The sequence below is a fragment of the Oleiphilus messinensis genome, assembly GCF_002162375.1.
GTDB lineage: Bacteria > Pseudomonadota > Gammaproteobacteria > Pseudomonadales > Oleiphilaceae > Oleiphilus > Oleiphilus messinensis.
The window spans coordinates 4,267,683-4,282,086 of sequence record NZ_CP021425.1; the positions used below are offsets into that span (position 1 = coordinate 4,267,683).

Consider the following 14,404-nt stretch of genomic DNA (forward strand, 5'->3'; position numbering starts at 1 on the left):
AGGAATACCAGTTATTAGGCAAATTCGTTACATAGCGCACATATTGAGACACAAAATGTTACCGTTAAATATTTCCCAGTTTTTGCGCTTCAAAGCGCAATTCATCGCGAAATTTAGGGTGAGCCAGCTCGATCAAGGCTTTCGCACGTTGCGAAATAGATAACCCCTTCATATTCACAGCACCAAATTCCGTGACGATAAAGTGAGTGTCCATTCTTGGATCGGTGACGACTCCACCCTGAATTCTCGGGACAATTTTAGATACACTTTGATTTTTAGCCGTGGAGTGTAGCGCAATTACCGACCGACCATTCTCGGAGGCATAGGCACCACGCACGAAATCAAGCTGTCCCCCGGTGCCTGAGAACGGGTGACCGTTGATTTGCTCCGCGTTAATTTGCCCGGTTAAATCCACTTCCAATGCAGCATTAACCGAAATCATGTTACGGTTTTTGCGAATCACATTTGGGTGATTCACCCAAGCGGCGGGATACCCCACGATCGCAGGATTATTGTCCATAAACCGGTACATCGCTTCATCACCGATCGCTAACGTGAAAACATGTTTGTAAGGCATAACGGATTTTCGATGGCCATTGATAACCCCCGATTTGATCAAATCCACCATAGCCGGAGAAAACAATTCCGTATGCAAGCCGAGATCCTGATGTTGAGTCAACTCCCCTAATACTGCGTTAGGCACACCACCAACCCCCATTTGCAGCGTGTCCCCATCCTTGATCATTTCACTGATCTGGCGCGCAATTGCAAGATCTACGTCACTAGGCATCGCGGGAGAGGCGGACATGAGCGGCTTATCGTGTTCTACGATATGGTCAATTTCACTGATATGGACCGAACACTCACCGAACGTGCGCGGCATGTGATGGTTCACCTCAACAATAATCCGTTTGGCTTTGCGAATCACCGTTGCGCCATAATCCGCATTCGTCCCCAGACTGAAATACCCGTGTTGATCCATCGGTGAAACGGTGACCATGAAACACTCGGGATCAATATGCTCGGTCAGCAGCCGACCGACCTGATGAAATGTCGCGGGAACAAATTGCATCCAGCCCTGATGATCCTGAGGGATAGCATGGCGATCAAATGCACTCATAAACATGGGTCGCGGACACACGACTTCCTGCAGCGCTTCCTTTAACAGGGTATTTTGCAGCGTCTGTGATCCGTGCATGTAGTAAAGGTAGATTTTGTCGAGATCACCGGATTCGATTCGACGGGATAAGCCCGTGATCAGGCCGGGAGGCATTGCCACACTCATGCCAAGTATGACATTGCTGTCATTTTTGACATACCCGACAGCCTCTTCGATGGTCATTAATTTTTCTTGATAAAGTGCTTGAACATCCATAGACATACAGCTCCCTACAACAGTTGACAAGTGATCTTTGCGAGGCTAATCACCCACTATTGCAGTTAGGTGGCGGTTTGATGACGCAATACCGATTGACACTCAAAATTAACGTTTCATTGATATCGTCCCATAAACTAGCCTTTAATTTCGCTAAATATGAACTTCAACAGCAGCTAAACTCGCGGTTTGCAGATAAATTCATTCTTATTGTCTAAAATCGCACTTAGCTTCTAAAATCACGATTAAAGCTAAAACGTATTCGCTCATAACCCGTGTTTCGATCATGATTAAAGAAATTACCAACCAACTTTACTCACATACCCCCTCAGAGCGCTTGTACCACTACACGTCATTCTCGGGCCTGCGAGGAATCGTTGAAAGTAATGCAATCTGGGCAAGCGACATACGCTACATGAATGATTCAGCAGAACTTCGCCATACTTCAGATTTAATCCGGCAGGAAGTCAATCGCAGGATCGTTGAGGATGGCAGCAAGACAGTGCTACTGAACCAGTTTGTAGACTGGGTTGCCCGCAGAATCACCAATGGCCATATCCTGTTCGGTGCCTCATTCCGTTCCAATGGTAATTTGTTAAGCCAATGGCGCGGTTACAGTGCCTTGGGCAAAGGCGTCAGTGTCGGGTTTAGTCCGGAGCATATTGTACAAAGCGCGCAAAGACAGCAATTCCAGGTCGGTCGCTGTATTTATGATGAAGATGAACAACGGGAACTGATCAGCAAAGTCATCATCGCGGTTGAAGCACTTGCCCGTGACAACTTGAACGTACAATCAGCGACGGATGAATGCTTCGCCAATTTATTCAACCGGATCGAATCGGATCTGCTACGCATTGCGGCGATCCTGAAACACCCATCATTCCAGGAGGAAGAAGAGTGGCGCATTGTATCGCCGGTTGTGACCGACTATCTAAACTCCCCGGTTCGATTCAGAGAAGGTGTTTCAATGCTGGTGCCCTATATCGAATTCAATTTAATGCGTCTGGATACACGACGTATTGCGATCGACCATATTTATCTGGGTCCGACTCCGAACATAGACCTCTCCATGAACTCACTGGAAATGTACCTTTCCAGTCAAGGTGCACAACCGGCTAGCGGCATTCACTATTGCCAAATCCCTTACCGGCAACGATAGTTAATAAGATAGCTTATGGCTTACCCGCCCCCCACACTGCATTATAAGTTTCTACATTGTGAGCTTCTGCACCGGAGATGACTGTGACCTTGAACACAGATAGCACGACCCCGCAACCTCGAATCTCAATGTATTTGAGGACACAATATTTGAAGACACTGCTAATATTCCTGCTGCCCGTTCTTCTGACATCATGTTCAGATCCAGAATTGTCCCGGTTAACCCGGTTTTCAACGATTCTGGCGTTTGGTGACAGCCTGACCCATGGCACAGGGGTAAAAATTGATAAGAGTTACCCGGCAGTACTGGCCGAAATGATAAATATTCCCGTGATCAACGCGGGCGTGCCCGGGGAAACCAGTGCAGAGGGTTTAAAACGTCTGCCACAACTCATTGCGGAACATCAGCCAGACCTGGTTATTCTTTGTCACGGCGGAAACGATATACTGCGTAAGCTTTCCCGTACCCAGGCCAAGACCAATATTGCGGCCATGATTCAACAAATACAACAAAGTGGCGCTGAAGTGGTCCTGATCGGTGTCCCCGAATTTGGACTGACCGCCCCAACCGGGAAGCACTACATTGAACTGGCAGAAGAGCTGAATCTGGTTGCAGACAATGACATCCTGTCGTATCTGGAAAAACGGAATCAATTCAAATCAGATAGCGTGCACTTCAATGAAGCGGGTTATCGGGAAATGGCGGGGGCAATTGAATCACTTCTGCGTGACCACGGCGCACTGTAGAGCATGAAATATCAACAAATAAACAAGGTATCCCCTACGTTGCGACTTGAAAACAGCTAAGTTAATCCTCATTTTCGTTTTAAAACCATAACCAAAAGCAGTTTAATTATGAGCGACCAAAACGATACACCTGATCTGCAATTTGATCAGGAGGGCGAGGTATTAACCGCAGGCGATCAAAGCCAAAGCAGTGGCAAAGGCCTGATCATTCCAGATGAAACACTGCCCAATATCATCAGTGTTTTTCCGATCCCCAATCGGCCCTTCTTCCCGGCTCAGGTTCAACCCATTATTCTCGACCGGGAAAAGTGGCAACACTTTTTCTCCGATGTAAAACCGGATCAACCCTTGATTATTGGCGTCAGCTATTGTCAGGAAAAAGACCCGGCATCCGTTTCACCACAAGAACTGCCGGCCATGGGTTGTGCCCTGCGCGTTTTAAACCTCAGTGTTACAGACAAGCATATCCAGCTATTGGTGCAGGGCATGAAACGATTCCGCATTCGGCGCTGGTTAAGTGAAGAGCGGCCATTCAAAGCCGAGGTTGATTACCCGGATAACGCAGTCGCGGTCGACAATGATGAAATTCGGGCCTATGCCATGGCCCTGATTGCAGCGATCAAAGAACTGTTACCCTTAAATCCGCTATACGGGGAAGAGTTAAAAAATTACCTGAATCGATTCAGCCCGAACGAGCCCTCACTGCTTGCGGACTTTGCCGCTGCACTCACAACGGCGGATGGGCAGCAACTCCAGGAAGTGCTCGAAACACTGCCTCTGATCGAGCGAATCGAACGCGTATTGTTGCTGGTCCGGAAAGAGAAAGAAGTCGCCAAGCTACAGAATCAAATCAGTGAGCAAGTGAATGAGAAAGTCAGTAAACAACAACGGGAATTCTTTCTCAAAGAACAACTGAAAGTGATTCAAAAAGAGCTGGGCATCTCCAAAGATGACCGCACCGCAGATGCCGATGAGTTTCGCGCAAGGCTCGAAGGAAAAACGCTTACTGCAGCCGCAGAAAAACGCATAGAAGATGAGCTGAAGAAGCTGTCGATACTGGAAACCGGCTCACCGGAATATGGCGTGACGCGCAATTACCTTGACTGGCTGACCTCCGTTCCCTGGGGCGTGCACACCGAAGACCAACTGGATTTGACCCGTGCTCGCAAAATACTGGACAAACACCATGACGGGCTGGATGATGTCAAGGAACGGATCACCGAGTTTCTCGCCGTGGCAAAATTCACGGGAGAAGTTTCCGGCTCGATTATCCTGTTAATCGGACCTCCGGGGGTCGGCAAAACGTCTATCGGAAAGTCCATTGCAGATGCCCTTGGCCGGAAGTTTTACCGTTTCAGTCTGGGTGGCATGCGTGATGAGGCTGAGATAAAGGGCCATCGTCGCACATATATCGGTGCCATGCCCGGAAAATTCGTTCAGGCGCTCAAGGAAGTGGAAGTGGCTAATCCAGTGATCATGCTGGATGAAATTGACAAAATTGGCGCATCCTACCAGGGCGACCCGGCTTCCGCCTTGCTGGAAACCCTGGATCCCGAACAAAACAGCGAATTTCTGGATCACTACCTGGACTTGCGAGTCGATTTATCCAAAGTATTGTTCGTGTGCACTGCAAATCAGCTGGACAGTATTCCCGGCCCTCTACTCGATCGCATGGAAACCATACGGCTTTCCGGATACATCGCCGAGGAAAAACTGGTTATCGCCAAGAAACATCTTTGGCCCCGGTTACTGCAGCGAAACGGTATCCCGAAAGAACGTTTACGCATCAATCAGGCAGCATTGAAAAAAGTTATCGAGAACTATGCACGGGAAGCCGGTGTTCGTAACCTCGAAAAGCAACTAAACCGGATTGTCCGCAAAGCCGCGGTCGAACTCAGTGAATCACCGGAATTACAGGTTCGGATCGCAAAAGAGGATATTGAAAAATACCTCGGCCAGGCGACTTTCAGCGCAGATAAACTGGACAAGGGCATCGGGGTTGTCACCGGTCTCGCGTGGACCGCAATGGGCGGCGCAACGCTTCAAATTCAGTGTTCCCGCATCCATTCCCTGAATCGCGGGTTTCAACTCACCGGACAACTGGGCGATGTCATGAAAGAATCGGCAAACATCGCCTACAGCTTCGTGATGTCGAATCTAATGCAGTTTGGTTGCGAACCCCATTTCTTTGATGAGTCCATGATTCATTTACATGTACCCGCAGGCGCAACACCAAAGGACGGGCCAAGTGCGGGTATTACCATGGCAACCGCCCTCATTTCCCTCGCCAGAAACCAGCAGCCGAAAAAGAGTGTCGCCATGACCGGTGAATTGACCTTAACGGGCCAGGTCCTGCCCGTAGGCGGGATCAGGGAGAAGGTGATCGCCGCCAGGCGGATGGGCATCAAGGAACTTATTCTGCCGAAAGATAATCAGGGTGATTACGAGGAACTGAAAGAGTACTTGAAAAAAGGGCTATCAGTGCATTTTGCCAACCATTTCAGAGATGTCTATCACATCCTGTTTCCCTGACATTATCAGAATATTTTCCGCTCGATCAGCAACCCGGCCTAACGCCGGGTCTGCCCTCTGCAGGTAAAGACTTCAGCTGCTACACTATTCCTGTATGCCTACACTGCTCCTGTATGCCTACACTGCTCCTGTATGCCTACACTGCTGCTGTATGCCTAAACTGTTCCTGAATTCCTGCACAGGAAAAACAAATCCGGATTAATGGAAGTACTTGAATGACGCACTCTCCCTGGTTGATTCCGCCAACATCTGAACTCGCTACTGACCGCCCTGCACTCATCTGCATCCCCTTTTCAGGCGGCAGCGCACAGTACTTCCATACCTGGCGCAAGGATCTCGAGCACGCGATTGACCTCAGAGCTGTGCAGCTACCCGGACGGGCCGAGCGCTTTCAGGAAGCGACCATAGAAAACATGGAATCGTTGATTCCACCATTGGCCGAAGCGATTCACGGTACAATTTCAAATGACAACACAGGTACCAACCACAAGCCTCGCACTCAACCGTTTTCCCTCTTCGGCCACTCATTGGGCAGCTTGATCGCTTTTGAACTCTGTCATTATCTCAATGAGCATTATGGCATATCCCCTGAACACCTGTTTGTGTCCGGGCACAGTGCGCCACATTGTGAATGGCCCGAGACACGACGCCGACCCAGAATATTATCATCGCTACCCGAAGCGGCATTTATAGAACAATTAATTCGACTTGGGGGCACCCCACAGGAGCTGCTGAGGGATCGCGAGCTATTGGCGTTTTTTCTGCCAACACTGCGAGCGGATTTCGGGCTTCTGGAAAGTTACAAGTTCCAATCCCGTGAACCACTGGACATACCCGTCACGGCTCTGGGTGGACTCTCAGACCTTAATGATGTGCCACAAACTCAGGTCAGGGCCTGGGCAGAGTTAACCCTGGCAGATTTTCACTGTTTTATGCTGGAGGGTGATCACTTTTTCATCAACAACCAAAAATTAAAAGTGCAAGAAATATTACTCACCACACTGACATCAAATCATAAAAAACGTCAGGCAACGGGCGCAACAAGGTTCACAGAGCAAACGACCTAACCAGAGACTTCACCACTGATACCGATATGAAAAGCGTACGGACTTCAGTGGTGCATCCCTGACACAAAGCGCGGTATTAAGCTGCAACCGCTTCTGCAACAAGATCCAGCACGTCTTGAACCGACTGGATTTTCTCTGCTTGATCCTCTGGAATTTCCACATCAAACTCTTCTTCGAACGCCATGACCAACTCGACAGTGTCCAACGAGTCTGCACCCAAATCTTCGATAAAACGAGCTTCAGGCGTCACTTGCTCTGGTTCAATATCCAGTTGCTCACAAATCACTTTTTTCACTTGCTCAAACATATCTGACATCGCATATTTCTCCATATAAACAGGTAAGCCGATTTGACTTGTGACTATTTTATGAAGCCACTATGACAGAATGTTGACGGACTCAATTGAATAACGGATTTACTATTCCATCGCAACAGATCAAGATGCAATGAATTCAAGCGTTGTTCATACAACCGCAAAACTCCACGCCTATTGTGTGCAATTTTATTTGGATAAATGGATGAAAAAGATTACAGATGTTGTCGTTTTGGGTGGCGGAACGGCCGGGCTCATTAGCGCGATAACCTTACGCAAACACTGCCCGGAGCTATCCATCAAACTCATTCGCAGCAAGGCAATCGGCGTCATTGGCGTTGGCGAAGGCACACTCGGCAGTTTCAACCCATTCTTTTTTGACTATCTGGGACTGGATCGCGGCGAATTTTATCGCCAGGTCAATCCAAGCTGGAAACTGGGCATCAAATTCCGCTGGGGACGACGAGGCGCATTCAACTATGCATTTTCACCCAACTGTGACTGGCAATGGGATGACCTTGCTTACCCAAACGGGTTCTATTGCCAGGATAACTTTCTGCACACCTGCCAATATTCATCATTGATGGATGTTGATATGGCTTTTGTAAAGAAACCCAACGGCGACCCGCTCATACTGAATGATGCCGTATTTCACCTCGAAAATACGCGCTTTGTAGATTATCTCGAAAGCCAGGCTGAAGCTTTGGGTATTCCATTGATAGACAAAAAGGTCAGTAGCGCGACCTGCTCGGAACGGGGCGTATCAAGCTTCTTACTCGAGGATGGAAATACACTTGAAGCAGACCTATTCATTGATGCATCGGGTTTTAAGTCCGTATTGCTGCACCAACACCTGAACATTCCGTTTCAAAGCTTTGAGTCTTCGCTTTTTTGTGATCGCGCACTGATCGGCACCTGGAAACGTACAACCGAAGCAATACGCCCTTACACGACATCAGATACAATGAATGCCGGGTGGTCATGGCGAATTGACCATGAAAGCCATATCAATCGAGGCTACGTCTACTCGTCGTCCTTTCTCTCACGAGATGCAGCAGAAACAGAGTTCAGAACCGAAAATCCGCTACTGGGAGACTTGCATGAGATCAAATTCACTCCCGGGAAATATGCACGCAGTTGGGAAAAAAACGTCGTCGCGATTGGCAATGCCAGTGGTTTTGTTGAACCCCTGGAGGCAACATCCATAGGTATCATCTGTGCCCAGAGCAAAAAGCTGGTCGACGCCTTGAAAGCCTCGCAAGGCGCACCCAACCAGATGATACGGGACTTATATAATCACTATGTCGATACTCAATGGGAAGCAACACGACGCTTTTTAACACTGCACTACAAATTGAATACCCTGCTGGATAATTCTTTTTGGCAAACATGCAATTCCGAAACCGTTACCGGCGATTTAATTTCCGAAATGCTCCAGTTTTATGAAACCTATGGACCTGACAACCGCTTGATGAGGGCATTTTTACCAGAAAGTGACCCATTTGGCATCGATGGCTACTTGACGATTATGGTCGGCATGAAGCACCCATATCCGACTGCAGCATCAGTTTATTCCCATCCCCCACTCTCAGAGGCCGATAAAGTACGTTGGCGTACGCATCAACATTACTATCGAGAACAAGCTGAACAAAACGCCCTGAGTGCTCAAGAGGCATTGGCAATTATAAAAAGCCCGGATTGGGAGTGGTATCAATAACTGCGGTGTGCTGACACCGCAGTTAGAGGGATCAGGCCACAGAGATCAGGCCACAGGCTTCACAACAAACAACAGGTCTCCTTTATTGATCTGCTGACCATCTGAGCCTTTGATGTGAGTCACCTTGTATTTACTGCCGTCAGGATAGAGTGGTCCCCTTTTTTGATTGAAACTCGCCAGCGTCAGCGGCTGGAACATCTTCATCACTTCCAGCAAACACAGGGTTTGATCTGTGGTGATCATATCCCCCTCTTGAATGAACGCGGGCTTGTTTGGAGCCGGAGAGCGATACAGTATACTGTTGGAAGGCGCGAATACCTTCAATTCATCCGATCCATCCACTTTAATATCATCCAGCTCGGTAGCGGAATCCTCAACCCTGGCTTTACCCAGATGCGCACTCAATTCTTCGGGCCGACGCTTGGCTAATTCCGGAAGGTAATCGGTATCGTAATCACCGGAAAGGAATACATCATCTTTCAAAATAAATGTCAGTAGCGGGATATTCGAGCTAACACCGTCCAGCTTGACCCGTGCGAGATAATTGCTCAGTTTCTGCACGGCATCATTTCGGTCTGTACCGTAAGCCACAATCTGGGCAATAAGGTTATCGTAATACGGCGGTACCGTTTTATCGGATCCCACAGAAACAATGCGGGTGATATCCGGGTCATCCGGGAAGTCACAAAGTTCGACTTTGCCAGGCGTAGGCTCAACCTTGATTTCACCATTGCGAACAGAAACCTGCTCCGCGTTAATTCGCACCTCAACGGCGTATCCATCCTCGCCATGCTTGAGCTCAGCAATTGACTCGCCTTGGGCAATCAACAGTTGCTGGTGCACGATGTTAACCCCGCTCACCAGTTCTGTAACCGGATGCTCAACTTGCAATCGGGTATTCATTTCCATGAAATACAGTTGGTCGCGGTCGAGGTCATAAATGTACTCAACGGTACCTGCGCCGTTATAGTCGCAGGCATCAGCAAGCTTGGCTGCGCACTCTTTTGCCAACACACCTTGGTGTTCCGGCAGCAATGTCGAACCGGACTCCTCGACAATTTTTTGTTTATTTCGCTGCACACTGCAATCACGCAAGCCAACGACCTGTGTATTACCGTGGGAATCTCGCAACAACTGCACTTCGATATGACGGAACCGGGTCACAAATCGTTCGAGGTAGATATCATCCCGACCAAAACTACTGCGTGCTTCGGCTTTTATTGTCAAAAATTTAGCGATTAATGAGGCTTCATCTTCAACGACAACGATGCCCTTTCCACCACCACCATGGGCAGCTTTCAGAATTACCGGGAAGCCAATTTCTCTGGCAATCGCCATCGCATCTTCTTCATCTTTTAACAAGCCATGACTCCCGGGCACGACGGGAACGTTCAGGCGAAGGGCGGTATTGATTGCCTGCGACTTGTCCCCCATCATCGCCATACTGGACGGACTTGGGCCGATGAAATTCAAGCCTCTTGCGAGACACTGATAAGCAAAGTCACTGTTCTCCGAAAGGAAACCAATTCCCGGGTGCAGAGCCTGTGCTCCGTGCAACTTGGCGATACGCAACACACTTTCGCCATTCAGGTAACTTTCATCCGATGTGAAGCCCCCCAGACAAACCAGCTCATCTTCCTGACGAAGCATTTCTGCAGCGACAGAGGTCATGTCCGGATCGGACTGTACCAGAATCACCTTCAAGCCAGCCTGCTGTACTTGCGCGATCAATTTCACCGCAGTACAACCCCGGGCATGGATCAACACGCTCTCGAACTTATCAAAACGCTGCGCAACCTCTGTTTCACCGCGCTTTTGTAGCCCGGTTTGCGCAGGGATCCGTTTTTCCATCCAGTTCTGAATAACTTCGGGCACGCCCACGGACGGGGTTGGGATATCCGGGTCAATCACTTTCAGACGCGGATCCAGATCTTCAATGAAGGGGTTTTGCACCAACCCTTCCATACTGTCTGAAACACGAGACAGGTAATTCGACAAGGTCGCCGTTACCGGCAGAAAATCCGGCACTACAATACGGCCTGCAAACGGCATATTGGTGCCGGAAAAATACCAGGTATGAACCAGTGGATGGGTAACAAAACTCGCTTGAGCCCCTCCGGTACAGTCTCCGTAGCCAAAAACAAGCACCGGTAAGCCCACTTCAGACACAAATCGATTCAAGTGCTCGTTGACCACCGCCATGGAAAACAAAGCCGATGCACCTTCTTTGGTTTGCATCCCGCCAGAGCAGACAAAACACACAACCGGTATCTGTTGCCGGGTGCATTCTGTCATGAGTCGACAGAACCGTTCGGCACTGGACATATCAAAGGCCCCCGCCTGAAACGCATGGTTTGAAACCAACACGCCCATCTGCGCGGAAGAATGGCCTTCCACCTGGAATCGTGCGATCCCGGTGATTACGCCAGAGGTCGTTCCACCTTTCTGGCTTTGTTTTTTAATCGCCTCACCGAAACCGGGGAAATTTCGCGGATTGGCCGATGTAAGATCCGCATCCAGCTCCTCAAAGTCAGTAAAAAATTTACTGATAATGTCATGGGGCTGAAAGAAAGCCGAGGGCTTTGAACTGTTAAGAATGGCCTGGATACGCAAATCTTTTTCCGCTTGAACCAGGCGATTCCAGAAGTCTTTTCGCCGCCCGATGGACACCGGGGTAAACTGGCCGGAGAATGATTTTCCCTCATCCAGCGAGGCGTAGTAGTCAGGGAACAGGCGATCAAAGAAGTAACTGGCAACCACAAACAGCACTTCTGACATCCGCGGATGCTGGGTACGTTTCCATTGCTCCGCAGTTTGCATATAGCGAGCCAGATTACCTGTCTCACGGGCCTGAACAATCCAGCGCAGGAATTGCATGCGCTGATCATCGGAAAGCCCGGCTTGATCCATCAAATGGCACATCAATTCACGGGACAATCGACTTTTTTCAGCCAATTCCGTAACGATATCGGTCATACCGTCCAGAATGACCTCGTACATCCGATCCAGTAATATTAACTGCTGGCAATACTGGGACAGGACATCCTTGTATTGTGGATCACGGATAACATCGAGAACCGATAACTGATCGGCAGCAAATTGATCTGCAGAATACTCCGCATCAGCTGTGGCCAGGTAGTTGGTCAATTTTGCCAAGTGATGTGACGCATCGCCTTGCCAGCCATTATAGAGGTGGAACGCGATTTCGAAGCACAACTCATTGTACGCTTTCTCGAATTCATCTTCCGGATCCCCGAACAACAAGGCCGCAACATAACTCCGCTTTTCACCCCGGTGTTCGGAGGTTTCTTTCAGGCGGGTCCAAACCCGTTGCAGCGTATCCTCGTAAACAATTCGCTCTTTGCGGCCAAGCCATTGTTCAAAGCGCTCTGCCAAAATCTCCGCCAGATGATCCTGAGCGCCATTACCTTCGGGTGTAACGGCAGCCTCGGATTGATTTAAAATCTGTTCTACCGATCCCGTGGTGAGACGGGTTCTCAACAACACGGCCTTTTGAACTTTCAGCGCATACTCAAAAACAGAGGGATAAGTCGCGATGTCATAGTCGTGCAAAATGCGACGATCCCGATTGCCGGTGCTGTACCGGATACTGTTTTCCAGGTAAGAGGGCGCGACATTGGTGATTTCTTTCAAGACATGCCGGGACTCTGTTCGAATCCAGGCCAGTGACTCCAGTATCGCTTCTCGCAGATTTTCAATATTAAACGCGCCATCTGCCGGGGAGTAATTAACGACGCCATCAACAATGCCGTCCAGCGCCAACTCAGCCGCATGAACGCCAACCAGCTGTGCACAGGCTTGCCAGGAAAGCCGCTGCTTGCGGGCAATCGCCGCCAGACCTTTGGGTTGGATGGTACTAAACAATGCATCTTTTACTGCAAGCATCACGTTACTGGCAGCTAACGGAATCGCGCCACCGGAATAGCCGGTACCGAGCACAATACCCACCACAGGCACAGTGAGATCCGCCATAACGGCAATCAATTCAGAAATACTGTGCGCCTGGTTATGCTGGTTTGCCTCGACACCTGCGTTCGCTCCCGGGGTGTCCATAAAGGTAATGATCGGGCAATGTTTACTTTCCATTTCCCGCGCCCACTTTGTCGCGAGGCGATGATGTTCTGGATCCCACACACCATTACTGACTTTTCGGTTTTGCGCCATGAAGGCCAGCTTAAGAGGCCCTTCTGGCGTGTTCACCTCACCTTGCGCAAGATACAAGGAGCCGTGCTTGCGTTCACCATAGAGTTTGGTGGTCAACTGTTTGATTACCCTGACGGCAGACCAGCGGTCACTACTCTCTACCGGATCAATAACAACATCCCGATACTGATCCCCGCTCAAGCGGCGCAGATTATCAACATTGTGCTGTAACTGCTCTTTTTTGAGAAATGCTGTACCGACACCATCGAAACGGATCGCTCCGGAAACGTTGGTCGCGTCCCTTTGACCGTCCAGAACAGAGGGTGAGGCCTCCATCGAGCTGGGTGAGTCAGCCTTGAGGCCAGCCTTGATTTGTTCTGCCAGACGTTCAATCTCCATGAACAGGTCTGCCGCTGCATGTTGTTTCCGTTGCTCAGGTGTGCGCATATATCAAATTCGCCAACAGTAGTTACTAGAAAAATCGTTACTTAAAAAGTATTGCTCAAAAACTACATTTACAGGGTTAACTCAGAAATGTAGCTTAAAAATAAATTGTTTCCCGCCCGGTGAGTATAAGGGAATATGATGTTCAACGGTATTATTGCCTACCCTGTCGCAGCTGTGAACACCAGAATTCCGGTCACCAGACCAACGGTGCAAGATCCATGAAAAGATGGGTCTTCACAATCGAAAATCAAGTCTAGATGGTCAAAGCCATCGACCAATTCACATTCACTCTCCCGTCCCCGGTGTTTCGGGGTTGCCTTTGATCATACCGACTCTCAAGCTTGCCGCAGAATAAATTTTTACGCCGTCAGCAAAGACCTCTCCGTCAGCGAATGCGACCGATACATCTTTTCGCAGGATTTTTTTAATATGAAGATGGTAGCGAACGGTTTTGCAATCCGGTAAAACTTCTCCGAAAAACTTTACCGTACCCACGCCGAGCGCCCGCCCCTTGCCTTCTCCTCCGGACCAGGCCAGATAGAACCCCAACGACTGCCAGAGGCCATCCAGCCCCAGGCAACCCGGCATTACTGGATCACCTGGAAAGTGGCAGGCAAAAAACCAGGCATCCGGCGTTACATCGTACTCTGCGATGAGCTCACCTCGACCATATTGCCCACCCTGATCACTGATCTGGACAATCCGATCCAGCATCTTCATATTCCCTTGAGGCAGCTGCATGATATGGCTACCCTCTTTAACACTGGCCTGCTCCGCCGCGAGTAATTGAAGTTCACGGTTCGAGTAGCTCGATTTTTGCAGCATCAGTCTTTCCTTTCAATAACCCTGAAGAGAGGGCTACAGTTTCGTAATGTAGAAAAACG

General features: G+C 49.2%; 9 protein-coding genes. 5 read left to right on the forward strand and 4 right to left on the reverse strand.

Annotated features, from left to right (window positions below):
* Positions 1-64: 64 nt before the first annotated feature.
* Positions 65-1,375, reverse strand: coding sequence for an acetyl-CoA hydrolase/transferase family protein (locus tag OLMES_RS18610; RefSeq protein ID WP_087462643.1), 1,311 nt, complete (start codon positions 1,373-1,375; stop codon positions 65-67).
* A gap of 286 nt (positions 1,376-1,661) precedes the next feature.
* Here OLMES_RS18610 and OLMES_RS18615 point away from each other — a divergent pair, with 286 nt between their 5' ends.
* From OLMES_RS18615 to OLMES_RS18630, 4 genes are all read left to right on the forward strand, one after another.
* Entirely contained in the window at positions 1,662-2,534 is an 873-nt protein-coding gene (locus OLMES_RS18615; RefSeq protein WP_087462644.1) for a DUF2971 domain-containing protein, read from the forward strand.
* A gap of 149 nt (positions 2,535-2,683) precedes the next feature.
* Positions 2,684-3,280: an arylesterase gene (locus OLMES_RS18620; protein WP_198343033.1), complete on the forward strand. Its 597-nt coding sequence runs from the start codon at positions 2,684-2,686 to the stop codon at positions 3,278-3,280.
* Between the two features lie 108 nt (positions 3,281-3,388).
* Positions 3,389-5,812, forward strand: coding sequence for an endopeptidase La (gene lon, locus OLMES_RS18625; protein ID WP_087462645.1), 2,424 nt, complete (start codon positions 3,389-3,391; stop codon positions 5,810-5,812).
* 215 nt (positions 5,813-6,027) lie between these two features.
* Positions 6,028-6,879: a thioesterase II family protein gene (locus OLMES_RS18630; RefSeq protein WP_087462646.1), complete on the forward strand. Its 852-nt coding sequence runs from the start codon at positions 6,028-6,030 to the stop codon at positions 6,877-6,879.
* A gap of 76 nt (positions 6,880-6,955) precedes the next feature.
* Here the strand turns inward: OLMES_RS18630 and OLMES_RS18635 are convergent, their stop codons facing one another.
* Entirely contained in the window at positions 6,956-7,195 is a 240-nt protein-coding gene (locus tag OLMES_RS18635; RefSeq protein WP_157678378.1) for an acyl carrier protein, read from the reverse strand.
* Positions 7,196-7,397: 202 nt separating this feature from the next.
* On the opposite strand from OLMES_RS18635, the gene OLMES_RS18640 reads away from it, so the two are divergent.
* On the forward strand, positions 7,398-8,909 hold the full coding sequence (locus OLMES_RS18640; RefSeq protein WP_157678379.1) for a tryptophan 7-halogenase: 1,512 nt from the start codon (positions 7,398-7,400) through the stop codon (positions 8,907-8,909).
* A 45-nt stretch (positions 8,910-8,954) separates the two neighbouring features.
* Here the strand turns inward: OLMES_RS18640 and OLMES_RS18645 are convergent, their stop codons facing one another.
* Both OLMES_RS18645 and fabA read right to left on the reverse strand, forming a co-directional pair.
* Entirely contained in the window at positions 8,955-13,520 is a 4,566-nt protein-coding gene (locus OLMES_RS18645; RefSeq protein ID WP_087462648.1) for an ATP-binding protein, read from the reverse strand.
* A 285-nt stretch (positions 13,521-13,805) separates the two neighbouring features.
* On the reverse strand, positions 13,806-14,345 hold the full coding sequence (gene fabA / locus OLMES_RS18650; RefSeq protein WP_198343034.1) for a bifunctional 3-hydroxydecanoyl-ACP dehydratase/trans-2-decenoyl-ACP isomerase: 540 nt from the start codon (positions 14,343-14,345) through the stop codon (positions 13,806-13,808).
* Positions 14,346-14,404: the final 59 nt, after the last annotated feature.

Coding starts and splice junctions, on each gene's coding strand:
- OLMES_RS18615 (WP_087462644.1), top strand. CDS start 1,662: ATGATTAAAGAAATTACCAACCAACTTTACTCACATACCCCCTCAGAG.
- OLMES_RS18640 (WP_157678379.1), top strand. CDS start 7,398: ATGAAAAAGATTACAGATGTTGTCGTTTTGGGTGGCGGAACGGCCGGG.
- fabA (WP_198343034.1), bottom strand. CDS start 14,345: ATGCTGCAAAAATCGAGCTACTCGAACCGTGAACTTCAATTACTCGCG.
- OLMES_RS18630 (WP_087462646.1), top strand. CDS start 6,028: ATGACGCACTCTCCCTGGTTGATTCCGCCAACATCTGAACTCGCTACT.
- OLMES_RS18645 (WP_087462648.1), bottom strand. CDS start 13,520: ATGCGCACACCTGAGCAACGGAAACAACATGCAGCGGCAGACCTGTTC.
- OLMES_RS18610 (WP_087462643.1), bottom strand. CDS start 1,375: ATGGATGTTCAAGCACTTTATCAAGAAAAATTAATGACCATCGAAGAG.
- lon (WP_087462645.1), top strand. CDS start 3,389: ATGAGCGACCAAAACGATACACCTGATCTGCAATTTGATCAGGAGGGC.
- OLMES_RS18635 (WP_157678378.1), bottom strand. CDS start 7,195: ATGTCAGATATGTTTGAGCAAGTGAAAAAAGTGATTTGTGAGCAACTG.